The sequence below is a fragment of the Rhodococcus sp. NPDC060086 genome, assembly GCF_042730275.1.
In the GTDB taxonomy this organism is placed as follows: Bacteria; Actinomycetota; Actinomycetes; order Mycobacteriales; family Mycobacteriaceae; genus Rhodococcus.
Window position 1 is genome coordinate 81,480 of record NZ_JBHWWZ010000012.1, and the last position, 20,436, is coordinate 101,915.

At 66.3% G+C, this 20,436-nt stretch carries 21 protein-coding genes; 18 read left to right on the forward strand and 3 right to left on the reverse strand.

Annotation, left to right across the window (positions count from 1 at the left end; genetic code table 11):
• Positions 1-84 precede the first annotated feature (84 nt).
• A complete protein-coding gene (locus ACFWB0_RS10200; RefSeq protein WP_378490317.1) occupies positions 85-576 on the reverse strand; it encodes a SixA phosphatase family protein in 492 nt (163 codons plus the stop codon).
• Positions 577-752: 176 nt separating this feature from the next.
• Here ACFWB0_RS10200 and ACFWB0_RS10205 point away from each other — a divergent pair, with 176 nt between their 5' ends.
• From ACFWB0_RS10205 to ACFWB0_RS10220, 4 genes are all read left to right on the forward strand, one after another.
• Positions 753-2,432: an FAD-dependent oxidoreductase gene (locus ACFWB0_RS10205; protein WP_378490318.1), complete on the forward strand. Its 1,680-nt coding sequence runs from the start codon at positions 753-755 to the stop codon at positions 2,430-2,432.
• 155 nt (positions 2,433-2,587) lie between these two features.
• A complete protein-coding gene (locus ACFWB0_RS10210; protein WP_378490319.1) occupies positions 2,588-3,049 on the forward strand; it encodes a Rieske (2Fe-2S) protein in 462 nt (153 codons plus the stop codon).
• A 63-nt stretch (positions 3,050-3,112) separates the two neighbouring features.
• Positions 3,113-3,448, forward strand: a complete 336-nt coding sequence (locus tag ACFWB0_RS10215; protein ID WP_378490354.1) for a YidH family protein — start codon at positions 3,113-3,115, stop codon at positions 3,446-3,448.
• Positions 3,449-3,454: 6 nt separating this feature from the next.
• Positions 3,455-3,772, forward strand: a complete 318-nt coding sequence (locus tag ACFWB0_RS10220; RefSeq protein WP_378490320.1) for a DUF202 domain-containing protein — start codon at positions 3,455-3,457, stop codon at positions 3,770-3,772.
• On the opposite strand, the gene ACFWB0_RS10225 is transcribed toward ACFWB0_RS10220, so the two are convergent.
• Positions 3,764-4,186, reverse strand: a complete 423-nt coding sequence (locus ACFWB0_RS10225; RefSeq protein ID WP_378490321.1) for a PaaI family thioesterase — start codon at positions 4,184-4,186, stop codon at positions 3,764-3,766. The two genes, ACFWB0_RS10220 and ACFWB0_RS10225, sit on opposite strands and share 9 nt — an antisense overlap.
• A 46-nt stretch (positions 4,187-4,232) precedes the next feature.
• Here ACFWB0_RS10225 and ACFWB0_RS10230 point away from each other — a divergent pair, with 46 nt between their 5' ends.
• From ACFWB0_RS10230 to ACFWB0_RS10265, 8 genes are all read left to right on the forward strand, one after another.
• Positions 4,233-5,126: a LysR family transcriptional regulator gene (locus ACFWB0_RS10230; RefSeq protein WP_378490322.1), complete on the forward strand. Its 894-nt coding sequence runs from the start codon at positions 4,233-4,235 to the stop codon at positions 5,124-5,126.
• Between the two features lie 88 nt (positions 5,127-5,214).
• Positions 5,215-6,006 carry a TIGR03084 family metal-binding protein gene (locus ACFWB0_RS10235; RefSeq protein ID WP_378490323.1) on the forward strand — a complete coding sequence of 264 codons (792 nt, stop codon included), beginning with the start codon at positions 5,215-5,217 and terminating at the stop codon, positions 6,004-6,006.
• Positions 6,003-7,730 carry an acyclic terpene utilization AtuA family protein gene (locus ACFWB0_RS10240; protein ID WP_378490324.1) on the forward strand — a complete coding sequence of 576 codons (1,728 nt, stop codon included), beginning with the start codon at positions 6,003-6,005 and terminating at the stop codon, positions 7,728-7,730. Before ACFWB0_RS10235 ends, ACFWB0_RS10240 begins: the two co-directional genes overlap by 4 nt.
• Positions 7,727-8,875 carry an acyl-CoA dehydrogenase family protein gene (locus tag ACFWB0_RS10245; protein WP_378490325.1) on the forward strand — a complete coding sequence of 383 codons (1,149 nt, stop codon included), beginning with the start codon at positions 7,727-7,729 and terminating at the stop codon, positions 8,873-8,875. The genes ACFWB0_RS10240 and ACFWB0_RS10245 overlap by 4 nt, the downstream gene beginning before the upstream one ends.
• The gene (locus ACFWB0_RS10250) at positions 8,872-10,470 is read left to right on the forward strand and encodes an acyl-CoA carboxylase subunit beta (RefSeq protein WP_378490326.1); all 1,599 of its coding nucleotides are present in this window, start codon (positions 8,872-8,874) and stop codon (positions 10,468-10,470) included. The genes ACFWB0_RS10245 and ACFWB0_RS10250 overlap by 4 nt, the downstream gene beginning before the upstream one ends.
• A gap of 8 nt (positions 10,471-10,478) precedes the next feature.
• On the forward strand, positions 10,479-12,554 hold the full coding sequence (locus ACFWB0_RS10255; RefSeq protein ID WP_378490327.1) for a biotin carboxylase N-terminal domain-containing protein: 2,076 nt from the start codon (positions 10,479-10,481) through the stop codon (positions 12,552-12,554).
• Positions 12,551-13,711: an acyl-CoA dehydrogenase family protein gene (locus tag ACFWB0_RS10260; protein ID WP_378490328.1), complete on the forward strand. Its 1,161-nt coding sequence runs from the start codon at positions 12,551-12,553 to the stop codon at positions 13,709-13,711. The genes ACFWB0_RS10255 and ACFWB0_RS10260 overlap by 4 nt, the downstream gene beginning before the upstream one ends.
• A gap of 13 nt (positions 13,712-13,724) precedes the next feature.
• Positions 13,725-14,525, forward strand: a complete 801-nt coding sequence (locus ACFWB0_RS10265; protein WP_378490329.1) for an enoyl-CoA hydratase family protein — start codon at positions 13,725-13,727, stop codon at positions 14,523-14,525.
• Positions 14,526-14,557: 32 nt separating this feature from the next.
• Here the strand turns inward: ACFWB0_RS10265 and ACFWB0_RS10270 are convergent, their stop codons facing one another.
• Entirely contained in the window at positions 14,558-15,094 is a 537-nt protein-coding gene (locus ACFWB0_RS10270; protein ID WP_378490355.1) for a TetR/AcrR family transcriptional regulator, read from the reverse strand.
• Between the two features lie 101 nt (positions 15,095-15,195).
• On the opposite strand from ACFWB0_RS10270, the gene ACFWB0_RS10275 reads away from it, so the two are divergent.
• From ACFWB0_RS10275 to fusA, 6 genes are all read left to right on the forward strand, one after another.
• Positions 15,196-15,825, forward strand: coding sequence for a TetR/AcrR family transcriptional regulator (locus tag ACFWB0_RS10275; RefSeq protein ID WP_378490330.1), 630 nt, complete (start codon positions 15,196-15,198; stop codon positions 15,823-15,825).
• Between the two features lie 11 nt (positions 15,826-15,836).
• Positions 15,837-16,403, forward strand: a complete 567-nt coding sequence (locus ACFWB0_RS10280) for a DUF3558 domain-containing protein (RefSeq protein WP_378490331.1) — start codon at positions 15,837-15,839, stop codon at positions 16,401-16,403.
• A gap of 83 nt (positions 16,404-16,486) precedes the next feature.
• Positions 16,487-16,972 carry a DUF3558 domain-containing protein gene (locus ACFWB0_RS10285; RefSeq protein ID WP_378490356.1) on the forward strand — a complete coding sequence of 162 codons (486 nt, stop codon included), beginning with the start codon at positions 16,487-16,489 and terminating at the stop codon, positions 16,970-16,972.
• Between the two features lie 332 nt (positions 16,973-17,304).
• Positions 17,305-17,679: a 30S ribosomal protein S12 gene (gene rpsL, locus ACFWB0_RS10290; RefSeq protein WP_378490332.1), complete on the forward strand. Its 375-nt coding sequence runs from the start codon at positions 17,305-17,307 to the stop codon at positions 17,677-17,679.
• Entirely contained in the window at positions 17,679-18,149 is a 471-nt protein-coding gene (rpsG, locus tag ACFWB0_RS10295; RefSeq protein ID WP_378490333.1) for a 30S ribosomal protein S7, read from the forward strand. Before rpsL ends, rpsG begins: the two co-directional genes overlap by 1 nt.
• A gap of 140 nt (positions 18,150-18,289) precedes the next feature.
• Positions 18,290-20,392 carry an elongation factor G gene (gene fusA / locus ACFWB0_RS10300; RefSeq protein ID WP_378490334.1) on the forward strand — a complete coding sequence of 701 codons (2,103 nt, stop codon included), beginning with the start codon at positions 18,290-18,292 and terminating at the stop codon, positions 20,390-20,392.
• Positions 20,393-20,436 lie beyond the last annotated feature (44 nt).

The window sequence follows — 20,436 nt, forward strand, 5'->3', positions numbered from 1 at the left end:
CCGCCCTCTCTCTTCAGGGCGGGACCTTTGTGGTTTCTGGGTGCTGTGCGGAAATGCTGCTCGACGCGCCGTGCGGGGCGCGGCTCAGCGCGCGATGTGGAAGTTCGTCAGTTCTGCACGGCCCGGCTCGAGGTCGGCCCAGCTGCCTCGAACGGTGAGAACCGCGAGTGCTGAGGTCGGAAACTTCTCGGAGAGTTGGTGGGCGATGTCGCTGCTGTGGTCGGTGGCAAGTATCAGCGCCGTCTCGGACAGTGACGGCTCGTGCCCGACCACGAGCAGGGTGTGAATGTTCGGCTCCACCGAGCGGATCTCTCCGAGGACGTCCTCGGGTGTGGCCCCGTAGAGCGCCGCGCGGTAATCGACGGGTGCGTCGATGGTCGCCTCGGCGAGGGTTTTGCGCGTGCGCGTCGCATCGGAGCACAGCACTGCGTCGATCTCGGGCAGGTCGGCTCGTATCCATCGACCGGCGAGACCTGCCTCTCGTCGGCCGCGTGGAGAGAGGGGGCGCTCGTGATCGTCCACGTCGTCCGGATATGCGGACTTCCCGTGGCGCAGCAGGATCAGGGTGCGGGTCATCGTTCCACCGTAGGGGCTGTGTGTTCGGATCGGAACGCCGACGTCGACTTCCTGCTGCCGGTGTGGCCGGTCGTGTCTTGCGGAGCGCGCGGATGCGCGGCTAGAGTTCCAGTTAACTGTTACCATGTGTTACATGAAACTGGCGGTCGTTCCGCCCCGCTTCCGAGGACATCGACATGGCCTACGTCATCACCCAGACGTGCTGCAACGACGCGAGCTGCGTTGCCGTCTGCCCGGTCAACTGCATCCATCCCACTCCCGACGAGCCTCAGTTCGGGTCGGCGGAGATGCTGCACATCGACCCGCAGACCTGCATCGACTGCGGTGCGTGCGCCGACGCCTGCCCGGTCGAAGCGATCCTCCCGGACGACAAGCTCGAACCATCCCAGACCCGTTTCGCCGAGATCAACGCCGACTACTACCGGACGCACCCCATGCCGGACGGCTGGAGTCCACTCGCTCCGGCGCCGGCCGCCCCGCGTGATCGCGGAACCCTGCGGGTCGCTGTGGTCGGCGCCGGGCCTGCAGCCTGCTACGCCGCGCAGGAACTGCTCGAACGCTCCGATGTCGAGGTCGAGATGTTCGACCGGCTACCGACGCCCTTCGGCCTGGTCCGCGCAGGTGTCGCGCCCGATCACCCCGGCACGAAGTCCGTCACCGAGTCGTTCGAATGGTCCTTCCGCCGCGAGGCCTTCGCCCTGCACCTCGACACCGAGATCGGCCGCGATCTCACTCACGCGGAACTGCTCGAGCACCACCACGCGGTGGTGTACGCGGTGGGTGCCTCCGCTGACCGTCGTCTCGGTATCCCCGGTGAAGACCTCGCAGGCAGTCACGCCGCTACCGAATTCGTCGCCTGGTACAACGGTCATCCCGACTACGCCGACCGCACCTTCGATCTGTCGGGGGAGCGCGCCGTCATCGTGGGCAACGGTAACGTCGCGATCGACGTCGCTCGCATCCTCACGATGGACGTCGACGAACTCGCCCGCACCGACATCGCCGATCACGCGCTCGAGGCACTGCGGCACAGCAATGTTCGCGAAGTCGTCCTCCTCGGGCGCCGCGGACCGGTTCAGGCCGCATACAGCAATCCCGAATTCCTCGCGCTCGGTGATCTGAACGGTGTGGATATCGTCATCGACGAGTCCGATCTCGTTCTCGACGCGGCCGGCGAACGTGCCGTGGCACATGATCCTGCTGTGGCGATGCGGGTGCAGCTCGCACGGGAGTACGCAGCGCGCACACCGCAGGACGGGAATCGGCGCATCGTCTTCCGCTATTTCACCGCTCCCGAGGAGCTGTTCGGCACCGGCCGCGTGGAAGGCGTCCGTATCGCGCACACCGAATTGGTCGAGAACTCCGAGGGTGCGCTCGTAGCGCGGACGACCGACGACGTGGAGGTGATCGACGCCGGCCTCGTGCTCCGATCGATCGGGTACCGAGGTGTGCCCGTTCCCGATCTGCCGTTCGACGACCAGCGGGCCGTGGTGCCCAACACCGGCGGCCGCGTCGAAACCGGCGTCTACGTCACGGGATGGATCAAACGCGGGCCCAGCGGCGTGATCGGCACCAACAAGGGGTGCGCGAAGGAGACCGTGGCGGCGCTGTTCGCCGATTTCGACGCGGGAAGGTTGACACAGCCGGAGGGTGATCGTCGAAGTCTCGGCACACTTCTGGCCGAGCGGCGCCCTGACCGCGTCGACCTGGACGGGTGGCGGGCAATCGACGCCGCCGAACGCGCCGCGGGCCGCGTGAGCGGTCGTCCGCGCATCAAGATCACGGACCGGGCCGCGCTCGTCGACCTCGGTCGGCGCCGCCGCAGACTTCCGTTCATCGGATCCGTTCGGCGATAGAACTACTGGGCGTACCGCCGGCCGCGTCCTCATCATCGCGGGCGGCGAGCCTGCCGCGCGCGATGAGGGCGCGGCGGTGACACAGGTCGCGGCCCTGTCGCTGTTGCGGGACTACCCTGAGCGGGGTGTGTCAGCGATCGGAACGGACAGTGTGAATGAGTAGCGACCCCTCCTCGATGTCCCGGCGGGTTGTGTTGTCGAGCGCGGGTACCGCAGTTGCCGCGGGAGCTCTGACGGCATGCGGCGCACCGACCTCGCCGGAGCAGCAGCCCGCGCCTGCCGCGACCACCACCGCGCCTCCGGGACCGGACGCCGAGGTGGTTGCCGCAGTGGTCGACGTGCCCGTCGGCAGTGGCGTGTTCCTGGAGGGAAAGCGGCTCGTCGTCACCCAGCCGACGGCCGGTGACTTCCACGCTTTCATTGCCATCTGCACCCATCAGGGATGCAACATCACCGATGTGGAGGACGACCTGATCGTGTGTCGATGCCACGGCAGCAAGTTCGCGCTCGACGGGGTGCCGGTCGAAGGGCCCGCGAAGAAGCCGTTGAAGTCGCGTCCCGCGGCGGCGCGTGGCACGGATGTGGTCGTCGACCGAGCACCGCGCGGGAACCGGTGAACGGGAACCGACCGGACTAGAGTCCGCCCTGTGAGTTCAACGCGACGAGATCGACGGCCACGGATGCTGCGCGGAGGCACCGAGCCCGACCCGCGGTTCACGCTGGCCAACGAACGCACATTTCTTGCATGGATTCGCACCGCCCTCGGTCTCATCGCCGCAGCGGTGGCGCTCGAGGCTTTCGCAGGCGACGTCATCGAACCGGTGGTGCGCACGGTGCTGTCGTGCCTCCTGCTCGGGTTCGCCGTCGTGTTCGTGGTCGTCGCGGTGATGCGATGGATCACTGTCGAGCAGGCCATGCGCTCAGGCCTGCCGTTACCGTTCCCGTGGGCCGCGTATCTGCTCGCAGGACTGCTGGCGGTGGCGGGAATCGTTCTGGCCGTGGCACTCGTGGTGTGATCGCCCATGCGGCACGACGATCCCGGCCTGCAACCCGAGCGCACTTCGCTCGCGTGGTTGCGCACCGAAGCGGTGCTCGGCGCGATCGTGCTGGGCTTCATGCGATTCGTTCCCGGGCCCGGTCCGGTCGTCGCGTCGATCGGGCTCTTGTGCCTGGTGCCAGTGCTGGTGCTGCTGTTCACCTCGCGGGAAGGTCACCGCGCGCGAGTGCGCGGGCTCGGCGCAGGTAGCGGCATCTATTTCCTGTGGCGCAACCTGCTGCTCGCAGCCACCGTTGCAGCACTCGGGTGCTGCGCTCTGGTCCTGATAATGCTCTCAGCGTGAGATGTCGATCAGGCGGGCACTGCCTTGCGCTGCGGCACAGACCTTCTCGGATCCGTCCTCGGTGACCACGACGATCTCGCACCGGCACAATGCCTGACGTTTCGTGGATTCGACGACGTGAGCGTCGGCGCGCACGAGGACTCCCTGCGCGGGACGCAGATAATCGATGGTGAAGCCCGTCGTGACGATCGACGGTCCGAGCGCGGTGCCTGCGGCGAACGTGAGTGCGTTGTCCGCCGCATACGACAGGACGCCGCCGTGTGCGAAACCGAATTGCTGGAGCAGTTCGGGTTGCAGCGGTATCTCGAGCGACACACCGTCCGGGCCGTAGGCGGACAGGCGTGCGCCGATCAGGGTGCTGAACGGTTGTGCGGCGAGAACTTCCCGGGCTCGCTCGATATCGAATGACGACATGCCCGCATTCTGCCTCAGCGGCCGTGGTCTGACATATCGTTTCTGTATGACCGAATGGCCGGATCTCTCAGCGCTGGAGCTACTCGTCGGTATCGACGATCATGGTGGGCTCGGTGCCGCGGCACGCGTGGTGGGGGTTGCTCAGCCCAACGCCACCCGATCGATCCGGCGCCTCGAGAAACAGCTCGGTGCAGTTCTCGTGAAGCGCGGACGGTCCGGGTCGGTGCTCACACCGGAAGGCACCGTGGTGGCGCACTGGGCCAGAGAGATCCTTGCCGATGCGCATCGACTCCTCGACGCGGCCGCGGCGCTGAGCGCCGGACATCATCCCGAATTCGTCGTTGCGTCATCGATGACGGTCGCGGAACACCTGATCCCACGGTGGCTCGGTGCGTTCCGCGCGGTGCACGACGAGGTTCAGATCCAACTGCAGGTGCACAATTCGATGCAGGTATGCGACATCGCGGCGGCCGGGGGATGTGACGTCGGGTTCGTCGAGGGACCCAGCATCCCCGCGGGCCTGCACAGTGTGGTTGTGGCGCGCGACGAGCTGGTCGTCGTGGTGGCGCCGGGTCATCCGTGGGCACGTCGCCGTCGACCGCTCACCGTGGCAGAACTCGCCGCGACCCCCTTGGTGGTTCGTGAGGAGGGATCCGGCACGCGCCGCACGCTCGATCTCGCACTGCAGGAGTACGCACGGCCGGCCCCGCTGCTCGAACTCGGCAGCGGCGCAGCGGTGCGGACCAGCGCACTCGGCGGCGTCGGGCCCGCGGTGCTCAGTACCCTCGCCGTCGCCGAATATGTGGAGTCTGGGCAATTGCGGGTGGTCGAGGTCGACGATCTCGATCTGTCCCGGGTACTGCGTGCCGTGTGGCGGCCTCCGCGCGTGCTCGAGGGGCTCGCCGGTGATCTTTTGCGCATGATCGTCCGATCCCGCTGATGCGCGCGATCCCGTGGTGAGCGGCCTCCCGCGGAGAAAACAATCATGAGTGCTTGATTTAGTGGCGCCGAGGTGTGATGCTGAGCGCATGGCTGACCTGCCCTCGCTCCTCGACGACCTGCGCGCCGAAGGCGACACTCTCGACGCACTCGTCGCGGACCTGGGCGATGTCGAATGGCGTCGTCCGACTCCCGCAACCGGATGGACGGTGGCGCACCAGATCGGTCACCTGCTGTGGACCGACCGCGCTGCGCTCACCGCGATCACCGATCCGGACACATTCATCGCCGAAATCGAGAACCTCACCGATATCGACACATTCGTCGACCGGGGAGCTTCGGAGTACGCGGCGCTCACGCCTGACGAACTACTCGCAACCTGGCGCACCGTACGCCGGGATCTTGCGCGCGCACTCGCCGAGGTCCCCGCGGGAACGAAAATTCTGTGGTACGGACCGCAGATGTCTGCGGCCTCGATGGCGACCGCGCGACTCATGGAGACATGGGCGCACGGAGGTGATGTCGCGTCTGCCCTCGGGGTGACTCGCCGGCCGACGTCGCGCCTGCAGCGTGTCGCGCACATCGGCGTCCGCACGCGCGACTTCGCGTTCGTCATCCACGACCGTGCAGTACCCGCCGAACCGTTCCGGGTGGAACTCACCGCACCTGACGGAAGTATCTGGGACTGGGGGCCGCGCGACGCCACGCAATCGGTGACCGGGCCCGCTCTCGACTTCTGTCTGCTCGTCACACAACGCGTGCACCGCGCCGACACCGCGCTCGTCGCCCACGGGCCCGACGCCGAGGCCTGGCTCGGCATCGCGCAGGCCTTTGCGGGCCCGCCGGGAACCGGACGTGAGCAGGGCCGAGGAACGCAGTGAACCGGCAGCGAAGCGCCGTGGTGCGGATCGGCAACTGCTCCGGTTTCTACGGAGACCGGCTGTCGGCGATGCGCGACATGCTCGAGGGCGGCGAGCTCGACTACCTCACCGGCGACTACCTCGCCGAACTGACCATGCTGATTCTCGGGCGCGACCGCATGAAGGATCCCACCGCAGGCTACGCAAAGACCTTCCTGCGCCAGGCCGAGGACTGCATGGGCCTCGCACTGGACAACGGAGTGCGCATCGTCGCAAATGCCGGTGGCCTCAACCCCGCAGGCCTCGCCGATGCGCTTCGAAATCTCGCAGGCGCGCTCGGCCTCGCTCCGCGTATCGCCCACGTCGAGGGCGACGACCTCATCGCCCGCGTCGACGAGCTCGGCCTGACCACCGATCCTCCTCCGCTCACCGCGAATGCATATCTCGGTGCGTGGGGGATCGTGGACTGCCTGAACGCGGGAGCCGACATCGTCGTCACCGGGCGCGTCACCGATGCCTCAGCCATCGTCGGTCCCGCGGCGGCCCACTTCAGTTGGGCTCGAAACGAATTCGATGCACTGGCGGGGGCTGTCGCCGCAGGCCATGTCATCGAATGCGGCACCCAGGCAACCGGCGGCAACTACGCGTTCTTCACCGAACTGGACGACCTCGACCGCCCCGGATTCCCGATCGCCGAGATCGAGGCAGACGGCTCGTCGACCATAACGAAGCACTCCGGAACGGGTGGCGCCGTCACCGTGGGAACGGTGACCGCACAGCTGCTGTACGAGGTGACGGGTGGACGCTATGCGGGTCCGGATGTCACCACACGCATCGACACCATCCACCTCGACCAGGTCGGTCCCGACCGCGTCGAACTCACCGGAGTGCGCGGCGAGGCACCCCCGCCGACCCTCAAGGTCTGCCTCAACGCGCTGGCCGGATTCCACAACCAGGCCGAGTTCGTCCTCACCGGACTCGACATCGAAGCCAAAGCGCGCCTAGTGCGACGTCAGATCGAAGCGAACCTGCCCGCGCGCCCCGCCGAGTTGGAATGGGTACTCGCCCGCACCGACCACGCCGACGCCGACACCGAGGAAGCCGCGAGTGCGCTGCTGCGCTGCACCGTCCGCGACCCCGATCCGAAGGTTGCCGGACGCGGATTCACCTCCACCGCCGTAGAGTTCGCACTCGCGGGATATCCCGGCCTTTTCCTCACCGCGCCACCGGGAGCGGGCAGTGCCTACGGCGTGTACACCGCGGGCTACGTCGATGCCGTTCAGGTTCCCCACGTGGCCGTGCTCCCCGACGGCGCCCGCGTCGAGGTCCCCCCTGCAGGGCAGACCCGGACACTCGACCCACTCGACGCTCCCGAGTTGCCTGCGCCGTACCCCGACGGACCCACCCGGCGCGCGCCGCTCGGCGCGGTGGCCGGCGCACGCAGCGGCGACAAGGGAGGCGACGCCAACATCGGCGTGTGGGTTCGTAGCGACGACGAGTGGCGCTGGCTCGCACACACTCTCACTGTCGCTACCGTCAAATCGCTCCTGCCCGAAACTGCGCCACTCGCCGTCACCCGCCACCTGCTACCGAACCTACGGGCCGTCAACTTCGTGATCGAAGGAATCCTCGGTCGCGGTGTCGCCTCCCGCGCGAGGTTCGACCCGCAGGCCAAGGGGCTCGGCGAATGGTTGCGGGCCCGACACCTCGATATTCCGACCACCTTCCTGGAGGACCACACGTGAGCATCTGGAACACCCCCGAACGACGTGCACTGCGCGAGACCGTGACCGGGTTCGTCGACCGTGACGTTCTGCCGTACCTCGACGAGTGGGAACGCGACGGCGAACTTCCCCGTGAACTCCACAAGAAGGCGGCAGCACTCGGGCTACTCGGCGTGGGCTTCCCCGAGGAGGTCGGCGGTTCCGGGGGAGACAGCGCCGACACCCTCACCGTGTGCGAGACATTCCACGAGGCCGGCGCTTCCGGTGGCGCGTTCGCGTCGTTGTTCACCTGCGGCATCGCCCTGCCCCACCTGATCGCCGCAGGAGATCCGGACCAGATCGACCGATGGGTGAAGCCCACACTCGCGGGTGAGCTCATCGGGTCGCTCGCGATCACCGAACCCGGCGGCGGATCCGACGTCGGGAACCTGACCACCACGGCGGTGCGTGACGGCGACCACTACATCGTCAACGGTGCCAAGACGTACATCACGTCCGGTTGCCGCGCCGATTTCGTCGTCACCGCCGTCCGCACCGGCGGACCGGGCGCGGGTGGCGTCTCGCTGCTCGTGATCGAGAAGGGCACACCGGGTTTCACGGTCTCCCGCAAGCTCGACAAGATGGGCTGGCGCGCCTCCGACACGGCCGAGTTGTCGTTCGTCGACGCCCGCGTCCCGGCCACCAACCTGGTGGGCGCCGAGAACACCGGCTTCTTCCAGATCGCCCAGGGCTTCGTGTCCGAGCGCATCGCCCTCGCTGCCCAGGCGTACTCGGGTGCGCAGCGCTGCCTCGACCTGACCATCGCCTGGTGCCGCGACCGGGAAACGTTCGGCCGCCCGCTGATCAGCAGACAGGCGGTCCAGCGCACCCTCGCCGACATGACGCGGCGGATCGACGTCGCCCGCGTCTACTCGCGAGCCCTCGTCGAACGGGCCGTCGGCGGCGACCTGGACCTCATCGCCGAGGTGTGCTTCGCGAAGAACAGTTCGGTCGAAGCCGGGGAATGGGTGGCCCACCAGGCGGTGCAGCTGTTCGGCGGGCTCGGCTACATGGCCGAGTCCGAAGTGGAACGTCAGTACCGCGACATGCGTATTCTCGGCATCGGGGGTGGCACGAGCGAGATCCTGATCGAACTCGCCGCGAAGCGATTGGGGTACCACGGGTGAGCACGCTGGCGTCGGCCCTCGATACCGGATCCGCCGAGTACGACGCTGCCGCCGAGGCGATGACTTCTCGACTCGCCGAACTCGACACCGAGCACTCCAAGGCGCTCGGCGGTGGTGGCGAAAAATACGTGCGCCGACACCACGAGCGGGGCAAACTGCTGGCCCGAGAGCGGATCGAGTTGCTGATCGACCCCGACTCGCCGTTCCTCGAACTCTCACCTCTCGCCGCCTGGGGAACCGAATTTCCCGTGGGCGCCGGGGTGGTCACGGGCATCGGTGTCGTCGAAGGTGTCGAATGCGTGATCGTCGCGAACGACCCGACCGTCCGGGGCGGCACCAGCAACCCGTGGACTCTCCGGAAGAATCTGCGTGCCAACGATATAGCGATGCAGAACCGGATGCCGCTGATCTCGCTGGTGGAGTCGGGTGGCGCCGACCTCCCCACGCAGAAGGAGGTGTTCATTCCCGGCGGCCGGCTCTTTCGCGACCTCACACGCCTGTCTGCCGCAGGCATCCCGACCATCGCCCTCGTGTTCGGCAACTCCACCGCCGGTGGTGCCTATATCCCGGGCATGTCCGATCACGTCGTCATGATCAAGGAACGGTCCAAGGTGTTCCTCGCCGGGCCGCCGCTCGTGAAGATGGCCACGGGCGAGGAATCCGACGACGAGACACTCGGCGGCGCCGAGATGCACGCCCGCACCTCGGGTCTGGCCGACTACCTGGCGGTCGACGAACACGACGCCCTGCGAATCGGGCGCAGCATCGTGCGGCGGCTCAACTACCGCAAGCAGGGCCCCGCGGCCGTGCAGAACGCGCTCGAACCCCGCTACGACGCCGAAGAACTGATCGGGATCGTCCCCGACGACCTCAGGCGGCCCTTCGATCCGCGCGAGGTGATCGCCCGGATCGTCGACGACTCCGACTTCGACGAGTTCAAACCCCTGTACGGATCGTCGCTGGTCACGGGGTGGGCGCAGCTGCACGGATTCCCGGTCGGGATTCTCGCCAATTCCCGCGGCGTCCTGTTCAGCGAGGAATCGCAGAAGGCCGCCCAGTTCATCCAACTCGCCAATCGCGCGAACACACCACTGTTGTTCCTCCACAACACCACCGGATACATGGTGGGCCGCGAGTACGAGGAACGCGGCATGATCAAACACGGCGCGATGATGATCAACGCGGTCTCCAACTCGACGGTGCCGCACATCTCGATCCTGCTCGGCGCCTCGTACGGTGCGGGACACTACGGAATGTGCGGTCGCGCCTTCGACCCACGTTTCCTCTTCGCCTGGCCGAGTGCGCGCTCCGCGGTGATGGGCGGCGCACAACTCGCGGGGGTCATCTCGATCGTCGGCCGCGCCGCAGCCGAAGCCCGAGGCCAGGCGTTCGACGAGGCTGCAGACGAGGCGATGCGCGCCGCGATCGAGAATCAGATCGAGGCCGAGTCACTGCCGATGTTCCTGTCCGGTCGCTTGTACGACGACGGGATCATCGATCCCCGCGACACCCGCACCGTGGTGGGTATGTGCCTGTCGGCCATCGCCACCGCACCGATCGAAGGCGCCGAGGGCTTCGGCGTCTTCCGGATGTGAGGTCCACAGTGAACGACACAGTCAGCAACTCGGCGTTCCACGCCGGCTTCGACACCGTGCTCGTCGCCAACCGCGGAGAGATCGCCCGCCGGGTCTTCGCCTCGTGCCGTCGCGGTGGCCTCGGCACCGTCGCAGTGTTCTCCGACGCAGACTCCGGTAGCCCGCACGTCGCCGATGCCGACGCCGCGGTCCGGCTCCCGGGCGTCGCACCGGCCGACACGTATCTGCGGGCCGACGCCGTCATCGCGGCCGCGCACGCAGCGGACGCGGATGCGATACATCCCGGATACGGATTTCTCTCCGAGAACGCCGAGTTCGCGCAGTCGGTCCTCGACGCAGGTCTCGTCTGGATCGGTCCACAACCCGACTCGATCTCTCGGATGGGTTCGAAGGTCGAGGCGAAGAAACTCATGGAGGATGCGGGGGTTCCGGTCCTCCCGGAACTCGATCCCGCCCAGGTCACCGACGCCGACCTGCCGGTGCTCGTCAAAGCGTCTGCCGGCGGAGGCGGACGAGGCATGCGGATCGTGCGGTCGGTGGACGACCTGCCCGCTCAGCTCGAGGCCGCCCGCCACGAAGCGGAATCGGCGTTCGGCGATCCGACGGTGTTCTGCGAGCGCTACCTCGAAACCGGTCGGCACATCGAGGTACAGGTCCTCGCCGATCGGCACGGCACCGTGTGGGCCGTCGGTGAGCGAGAATGCTCCATCCAGCGCAGGCACCAGAAGGTCGTCGAGGAAGCACCGTCCCCGCTCGTCGATTCGATCCCCGGCATGCGCGAGAAGTTGTTCGACGCTGCGCGCCGCGCCGCCGAAGCCATCGGTTACGAAGGTGCGGGCACCGTCGAATTCCTCGCCTCCGGTGAATCGGGGGAGTTCTACTTCCTCGAGATGAACACCCGGCTGCAGGTCGAGCATCCCGTCACCGAATGCGTGACCGGCCTCGACCTGGTCGATCTGCAACTGCACATCGCCGCAGGCGGCCGACTCGACCCCGAACCGCCGCCGGTCCGCGGACATTCGATCGAGGTCCGGCTCTACGCCGAGGACCCCGCCCGCGATTGGCAGCCGCAGACGGGCGTCGTGCACCGGATCGCGGTACCGGGAGCGGAAACCGAATTCGGGATACTGCGCAGCACCGGGATCCGCCTGGACTCGGGAGTCGTCGCCGGATCGCACGTGGGAACTCACTACGACGCGATGCTCGCGAAGGTGATCTCCTACGCACCGACGCGGATGCAGGCCGCACGGCTGCTTGCGAAAGCGCTCGTGGGAGCGGAGATCCACGGCATCCGCACGAATCGCGATCTGCTGGTCAACGTTCTCCGGCACCCCGCATTCCTCGCGGGTGAGACCGATACCGCGTTCTTCACCACGCATGATCTCGCCGTGTTATCGGAACCGGTCGCAACGCTGGAGGCAGAAGCGATCTCGGCTCTGGCCGCCGCACTGGCGGAGTCCGAGCACAATCGCGCCGCTGCAACCGTCGATTCGGGACTCCCTGCCGGATGGAGGAACCTGGTGTCGGCGCCGCAGACCAAGACATACACCGGGATCCACGGTGAACACGAAATTCGGTATCGGCACAGCAGGAGCGGACCGGTCGTCGATGGTTCGGCCGACGTCGTCGTCGAGTGCACTCCCGAACGCGTCGTCCTCGACCGCGGCGGGGTGCACCGTAGATTCACCATCGCCCGATACGGCGGCACCGCCCAAGGCAGTACCGTCCACGGCGACACCGTGTACGTCGATTCAGCGCTCGGACCGGTCCGACTCGAGGTGGTGCCTCGTTTCGCCGACCCTGCGTCGCACCGCGCAGTGGGCTCGCTGCTCGCTCCCATGCCGGGATCGGTGCTCCGGCTCGGCGCGGCCCTCGGCGACACCGTGGCCGCGGGGCAGCCGATCCTGTGGCTCGAGGCGATGAAGATGGAGCACACCGTCACCGCGCCGGGGACAGGGATACTCACCGAACTCAACGTCGATGTCGGCTCGCAGGTCGACGTCGGCGCAGTGCTGGCCGTGGTGTCCGCCGAAGGCCCGCTATCGGACGAAGAACAATCCGCAACGTCAGGAGCACCGGAATGATCGTCACCGAAACCGAAGAACAACAGGAACTTCGATCGGCCGTAGCGTCTCTGGCGCAGCGCTACAACTATATGGATTACGTGCTGCCGAAATCGCGCAGGAACGAGCCGCTCACCGAACTATGGGCGGAGGCATCGAAACTCGGGTTTCTCGGCGTGAACCTCCCCGAGGAGTACGGCGGCGGTGGTGCCGGAATCTACGAGTTGGCGCTGGTACAGGAGGAACTCGCCGCGCACGGATGCGGTCTGTTGCTCGTGGTCGTCTCGCCGGCGATCTGCGGAACCATCATCTCCAAGTACGGAACGGCGGACCAGAAGCAGCAGTGGTTGCCCGGACTCGCCGACGGCACGAAGATCATGGCATTCGGAATCACCGAAGCCGACGCAGGTTCGAACTCCCACAAGATCGGTACCGTCGCCAAGCGTGACGGCGACGACTGGATCCTGTCGGGCAACAAGGTGTTCATCTCCGGCGTCGATCAGGCGGACGCGGTACTGATCGTCGCCCGCACCGAGGATGCGGTCAGCGGAAAGCTTCGTCCCGCACTGTTCATCGTGCCCACCGACACCCACGGGTTCGTCAAGACCCCGATGGAGATGGACATCATCGAACCCGATCGACAGTTCTCGCTCTTCCTCGATGACGTCCGCCTTCCCGCGGACGCACTCGTGGGTGAACCGGATGCGGCGCTCGCGCAGTTGTTCGCCGGGCTCAACCCCGAACGTATCCTCGGTGCCGCCATGGCGGTCGGAATGGGTCGCTACGCGCTCGATGCCGCGGTGAAGTACGCGAACGAACGCACAGTGTGGAAGCAACCGATCGGTGCACACCAGGGCATCGCACATCCCCTGGCGCAGCGCAAGATCGAGGTCGAACTCGCCAAACTGATGATGCAGAAGGCCGCGTCGCTCTACGACAGCGGCGACGATTTCGGTGCCGCCGAAGCTGCGAACATGGCCAAGTACGCCGCGGGGGAGGCTGCCATCGCCAGCCTGGACCAGGCAATCCAGACACACGGCGGGGGAGGGCTCACCAAAGAGTACGGACTCGCCGCGATGCTCGGCGCCGCCAGGATCGCACGGGTGGCCCCGGTCAGCCGCGAGATGATCCTCAATTTCGTGTCGCAGCACTCGCTGGGACTGCCGCGCTCCTACTAGGGCAGGGAACATCATGACGCACACCGAATCCGCCGATCCGCTCGTACGCTACGACGTCGCGCACGGTGTCGCGACACTGACATTGGACTCGCCGCACAACCGCAACGCTTTGTCGTCGACCCTGCTGCATCAGCTGAGGCGGGGACTCGACGACGCGGCTGCGGACCCGCACGTGCGCTCGGTCGTGCTCACGCATACCGGTGGAACATTCTGTGCCGGAGCGGATCTGCGTGAGGCCGGCGGGGCCGATTCGGCAGGCACGCCGCAGAAGGCGGCCGCGCAGCGCACCCTCGAAATGTCCGACCTGCTGCGGCAGATCCTCGACACGCCCAAACCTGTTGTCGGGCAGATCGACGGTCATGTGCGGGCAGGCGGAATGGGAATCGTCGGTGCCTGCGATGTCGTCGTAGCGGGTCCGCGAACGACCTTCGCGCTCACCGAAGCGCGCCTGGGGCTGGCCGCCTCGATCATCTCCCTCACGGTGTTGCCGAGGTTGTCACCACGGGCGGCCTCGCGGTACTTCCTCACCGGTGAGCGATTCGGTCCGGAAGAAGCCCTCGCGTACGGGCTGGTGACGATCACCGCCGACGACCCCGCAGGCACCGTTGCGGAACTGCTCGCCGAGTTCCGCGAGTGCTCACCGCAGGGCCTCGCAGAATCGAAGCAGCTGCTGACACGGGGGATGCTCGAGGATTTCGATCGGTACGGCGCAGATCTCGCCGCACAATCGGCACGGTTGTTCGGTTCGGCCGACGCGGTCGAGGGGATGGCGGCGTTCCTGCAGAAACGACCGCCGTCGTGGGCCCGGCGATGATGCACCGGCCGCCTCGACCCGGGCCGTTCGATTCAGCGATCCACGGTGGCCAGCAGTTCGCGCAGGATGCATTCGAGCCCCCACCGCAGCGTGCCCGGTGCGGGCAGGGGAACGGTCTGCTGATAACCGACGAGGCAGTAGAGGGAGGTGCGGGCGAAGCCTTCGGCAGCCTCGCCGACGCCCAGGATCGCGGACGTCGCTTCCACGACAACCAGATACCGCTGGTAATCGACGGTGGCCTGCACGGACCGGACTTCCGCGTCGGTGTGCGCCCAGCCGCGGATCGAGGACTCAGCGCTGTGGGGGAGACCGCACGCGAAATCGATCAGCATCTCGAGGCGTCGGATCGGGGACGCTTCGAGGCGCGCGGTCGCGGCGAGCCGGATCGTCTGCCGTTCGAGCCAGTTCTCGAGGAATTCCTTACGGAACTGGGCCCAGCTGGCGAAGTAGTTGTAGAACGACCCCGTGGTGACATCGAGGTGCGAACACAATTGCGCCTGCTTGAGCGCCCCGTAATCGTTCGACGAGAGGAGTTCGATCGCCGCATCGAAATAGTCCTCGCGTCTCACCAATGTCGCCACAGTGAAACTGCCCTTCTGTTTCGTCCCGAAGTACGAGTGTACGGAGCCGCGATTTGTGCGTACGGTCTCAGGACCGGAGGAAGGCACAGATGACGCGCGAACCGAAGCAGGACCGCAGCAGAGCGACACGTCGACGTCTGCTCGAAGCCACCATCGACACCCTTGCCGAATCCGGCTGGGCTGCGACCACGGTCGGCGTCGTCGCACAGCGTGCCGGTGTCTCGCGCGGTGCGACGCAACACCACTTCCCGACCCGGGAGGACCTCATCACCGCGGCCCTCGAGTTCATGTTCGACAGCCGTATGGATCAGGTCCGCGACGAGAACCTCGAGCTCGTATCCGGCGACGCGCACACCGAGCGGGTCGTCGCCGGCATCATCGAGCAGTACTCCGGAACCTTGTTCAAGGCGGCGCTGCAGGTCTGGACGGCGGCTGCAGCCGATCCTGCCCTGCGTGAACGCATCGTGCCTCTCGAGGAGCGGTTCGGACGGGTCGCGCATCGCGCCGCGATCGAACAACTCGGCGCCGACGATTCCGACCCCGTCGTCCACCGCATGGTCCAGGCGACCCTCGACCTCGCGCGGGGACTGGGCCTAGCAGATGTCCTGACCGACGATTCGCGTCGCCGCGCCGAGATCGTGAGGCACTGGGCCGCTCAGCTCGACACGGTCCTGGTCGATGCGCGCAGTCGACAAGCGAGCGCGCGTACGGCTGGGTAGTGTCTGTGCACATGCCTGTCGCGGGGACCGGGCGCACCGGGAGGATATCGGGGATCGTGGCGATGGCCGCGCTCGCCGGAGTGTTCGTGGCGGGATGTGGATCATCCGCCGACGATCAGGGCGGCAGCGGCCCGGAAACGACCGGGCTGCAGGTCACCGAACCCGGGCCGTTCTTCGGCGAATGCGGTTCGATCTCGGACGACGAGGTCCAGGCGGCCTTTGCGCTGGGGGAGTTCTCCGCGGTCACCCGGAACTCGGTGGGATGCGAATGGGAAACCTACGTCGGTGGTCCGAGCGTGAGTTTCTCGTGGTATCGAGGCAGCCCGATCGGCCGTGAACGTGCGGGATCGGATCTGATCGGACGGCCCGCGGTCGATGTCGAGATCGGCGGTCATCCCGGATTTATGGGGTCGGCTCAGAACGAACTCGGCCAGACCGTGCTGTGCGAGATCGGTGTGGATTTCGGTGGCGATTTCATCCACTGGTCGGTGACGTACGCGAACTTCACACCGACGGCCGATTCGTGCGCCGTTGCGCGGGACCTCGCCGAGCTGAGCGTGGAGAGGTCGCAGTCATGAACGTGGGCACGCACCCGACCGGCACGCACTTCAGGCTTCGTCGCATCATCGTGAGCGTCGTTGCGCTAGGGGCGGCCCTGCTGATGGTCGCCGGATGTGCGCGCAGCATCGAAGGCCACGCGGTGCCGCAGGGCGCAGGTGGCGGGCCGGGACTGTCAGCGGAGTTCACGAAACTGCTCACCGAATGCGACGCCGTCGCCGACGACAAGATCGCGGAGACGGTGGGTGCGGCGGCGGTGTACCGGGGGTTCTTCGGCGCGATCTGCCGGTGGGAGGGGGACAGTCCGGCAGGAGTAGTGAAGGTCACGTTCAACTGGTTCGAGACCGGATCGCTCGATCATGAGCGCAATGCAGGTGAAGAGCTCGGCTACTCGGTCGAGAACACCACCGTCGAAGGCAGGCGGGCCCTGCAGATGCGCCGGCCGAACGACCCGTTGTCCTGTGGTGTTTCCGCCGGTGCCGCGACCACGGGGATCTTCGGATGGTGGGTCCAATACGCGACCGGTGGTGCCGACCCGTGTGAGGCTGCTGCTACGTTGGCACGGCTCACCCTCAACCTCAGCAGTTGACTTCTCGCTCATGCCGCGCCGACGTGCGCGGTCATTCGTCGCGTCTCGCTTTGACCGCATGCGCCGCCGCCGGGTATCGTTGTGGGTCGTGTCCGGCCTGACCGGACCGATCTGTGTGCCTATGCGAGGCGATGCCGTACGCGCGGTCTGTAGATATCTGCAGGTGCGAGTCCCCGGCTGCCTGTGTGGGGGTACGCGACACACCCGACCTCGTGTACGCACGGGGTGCGAGTGCGGGGCAGTTGCTTTTTTGTCCCAACCGATGGATCCCTAATTTCAGAACAGCCAGTGTTGCTCGCCTGAGCAGCTTCAGACAACGAGAAAGCCGATAGATGCCAACTATCAATCAGCTGGTCCGTAAGGGTCGCCGCGACAAGACCGCCAAGGTCAAGAGCGCGGCACTCAAGGGCAGCCCGCAGCGTCGTGGCGTGTGCACCCGCGTGTACACCACCACCCCGAAGAAGCCGAACTCCGCGCTTCGTAAGGTTGCTCGTGTGCGCCTGACCACGTCGATCGAGGTCACCGCGTACATCCCGGGTGAGGGCCACAACCTCCAGGAGCACTCGATGGTGCTCGTGCGCGGCGGTCGTGTGAAGGACCTCCCCGGTGTGCGTTACAAGATCATCCGTGGCTCGCTCGACACCCAGGGTGTCAAGGGCCGCAAGCAGGCACGTAGCCGCTACGGAGCGAAGAAGGAGAAGGGCTGATGCCACGTAAAGGTCCCGCTCCGAAGCGTCCCCTCATCGCCGACCCGGTCTACGGTTCGCCGCTGGTCACCCAGCTCGTGAACAAGATCCTCGTGGACGGCAAGAAGTCCACTGCCGAGCGCATCGTCTACCAGGCGCTCGAACAGGCTCGCGAGAAGACCGGCACCGATCCGGTCGTCACGCTCAAGCGCGCGCTCGACAACGTCAAGCCCGCACTCGAGGTGCGTAGCCGTCGTGTCGGTGGCGCCACCTACCAGGTGCCGGTCGAGGTTCGCCCCGGTCGTTCCACCACGCTGGCGCTGCGCTGGCTCGTCACCTTCTCGCGTCAGCGTCGTGAGAAGACCATGGTCGAGCGTCTCGCCAACGAGCTTCTCGATGCCAGCAACGGCCTCGGTGCCGCTGTGAAGCGTCGCGAGGACACGCACAAGATGGCTGAAGCCAACAAGGCGTTCGCGCACTACCGCTGGTGAGTCGACGCCGGTCGGGTGGATCTCGGATGATCCCCCGATCGGCTGCTCGCACATCTGTGTCGGTCCGTAAAGGCCGGCTGACATCATAAGAAATGTGGTCCGCACCAAGGACCGACACGAGCTACGAGCGGGGTTTACCTGTGGCACAGGAAGTGCTGACCGACCTGAACAAGGTCCGCAACATCGGCATCATGGCGCACATCGATGCCGGTAAGACCACCACCACCGAGCGCATCCTCTTCTACACCGGTCGCAACTACAAGATCGGCGAGACCCACGACGGTGCTTCGACCACCGACTGGATGGAGCAGGAGAAGGAGCGGGGTATCACCATCACCTCCGCTGCGGTCACCTGTTTCTGGAACAACAACCAGATCAACATCATCGACACCCCCGGCCACGTCGACTTCACGGTCGAGGTCGAGCGGTCGCTGCGCGTGCTCGACGGCGCCGTTGCCGTGTTCGACGGCAAGGAGGGCGTCGAGCCCCAGTCCGAGCAGGTCTGGCGCCAGGCTGCCAAGTACGACGTCCCGCGCATCTGCTTCGTCAACAAGATGGACAAGATGGGCGCGGACTTCTTCTTCACCGTGCAGACCATCATCGACCGTCTCGGCGCGAAGCCGCTGGTCCTGCAGATCCCGATCGGTGCCGAGGACGACTTCGACGGTGTCGTCGACCTCGTCGAGATGAAGGCGCTCACCTGGCGCGGCGTCACCCCGATCGGCACGGAGGCCACGGTCGAGGAGATCCCCGCAGATCTCGCCGACCTGGCCGCCGAATACCGCGAGAAGCTGCTCGAGACCGTCGCCGAGTCCGACGAAGTGCTCATGGAGAAGTACTTCGGCGGTGAGGAGCTCACGGTCGCCGAGATCAAGGGCGCCATCCGTAAGCTGACCGTCAACTCCGAGCTGTACCCGGTCATCTGTGGCACCGCGTTCAAGAACAAGGGCGTCCAGCCCATGCTCGACGCGGTCATCGACTACCTGCCGACTCCGCTCGACATCGGTGAGGTCCACGGCCACAAGCTGAACGACGAGGAAACCGACCTCACGCGTAAGCCGAGCAAGGAAGAGCCGTTCTCGGCCCTCGCCTTCAAGATCGCTGCGCACCCGTTCTTCGGCAAGCTCACCTTCGTGCGCGTGTACTCCGGCCGTCTCGATCCCGGCCAGCAGGTGCTCAATGCCACCAAGGGCAAGAAAGAGCGCATCGGCAAGCTCTTCCAGATGCACGCCAACAAGGAGAACCCGGTCGACGAGGCCGTCGCGGGCCACATCTACGCGATGATCGGCCTGAAGGACACCACCACGGGCGATACCCTGTGCGACCAGACGAACCCGATCGTTCTCGAGTCGATGAGCTTCCCGGACCCGGTCATCCAGGTCTCCATCGAGCCGAAGACCAAGTCCGACCAGGAGAAGCTGGGCACCGCGATCCAGAAGCTCGCCGAAGAGGACCCGACGTTCTCCGTCGAGCTCGACGAGGAGACCGGCCAGACCGTCATCGGCGGTATGGGCGAGCTCCACCTCGACATCCTCGTCGACCGCATGCGTCGCGAGTTCAAGGTCGAGGCCAATGTCGGCAAGCCGCAGGTCGCGTACCGCGAGACCATCACCAAGGCTGTCGAGAAGCACGACTACACGCACAAGAAGCAGACCGGTGGCTCCGGCCAGTTCGCGAAGGTCATCATCGCTCTCGCACCCTTCAAGGGCGAGGACGGCGCGACCTACGAGTTCGAGAACAAGGTCTCCGGTGGTCGCGTCCCGCGCGAGTACATCCCGTCGGTGGATGCCGGTGCCCAGGATGCCCTGCAGTACGGCGTCCTCGCGGGATACCCGCTGGTCAATGTCAAGGTCACGCTCCTCGACGGTGCGTACCACGATGTCGACTCGTCCGAAATGGCGTTCAAGATCGCCGGCTCCCAGGCGCTGAAGGAAGCGGCACGCAAGGCCGCCCCGGTGATCCTCGAGCCGTTGATGGCTGTCGAGGTCACGACACCCGAGGAGTACATGGGTGACGTGATCGGCGACCTCAACTCCCGCCGTGGCCAGATCCAGGCCATGGAGGAACGCAGTGGTGCCCGTGTCGTGAAGGCGCTGGTTCCGCTCTCGGAGATGTTCGGTTACATCGGGGACCTGCGGTCGAAGACCCAGGGCCGCGCGAACTTCTCCATGGTGTTCGATTCCTACGCAGAGGTTCCGTCGAACGTCTCGAAGGAAATCATCGCCAAGGCCACCGGCGAGTAACCTTCGGGTTGGGACCGGTCGTCTGCACGACCAAGTAATACAAA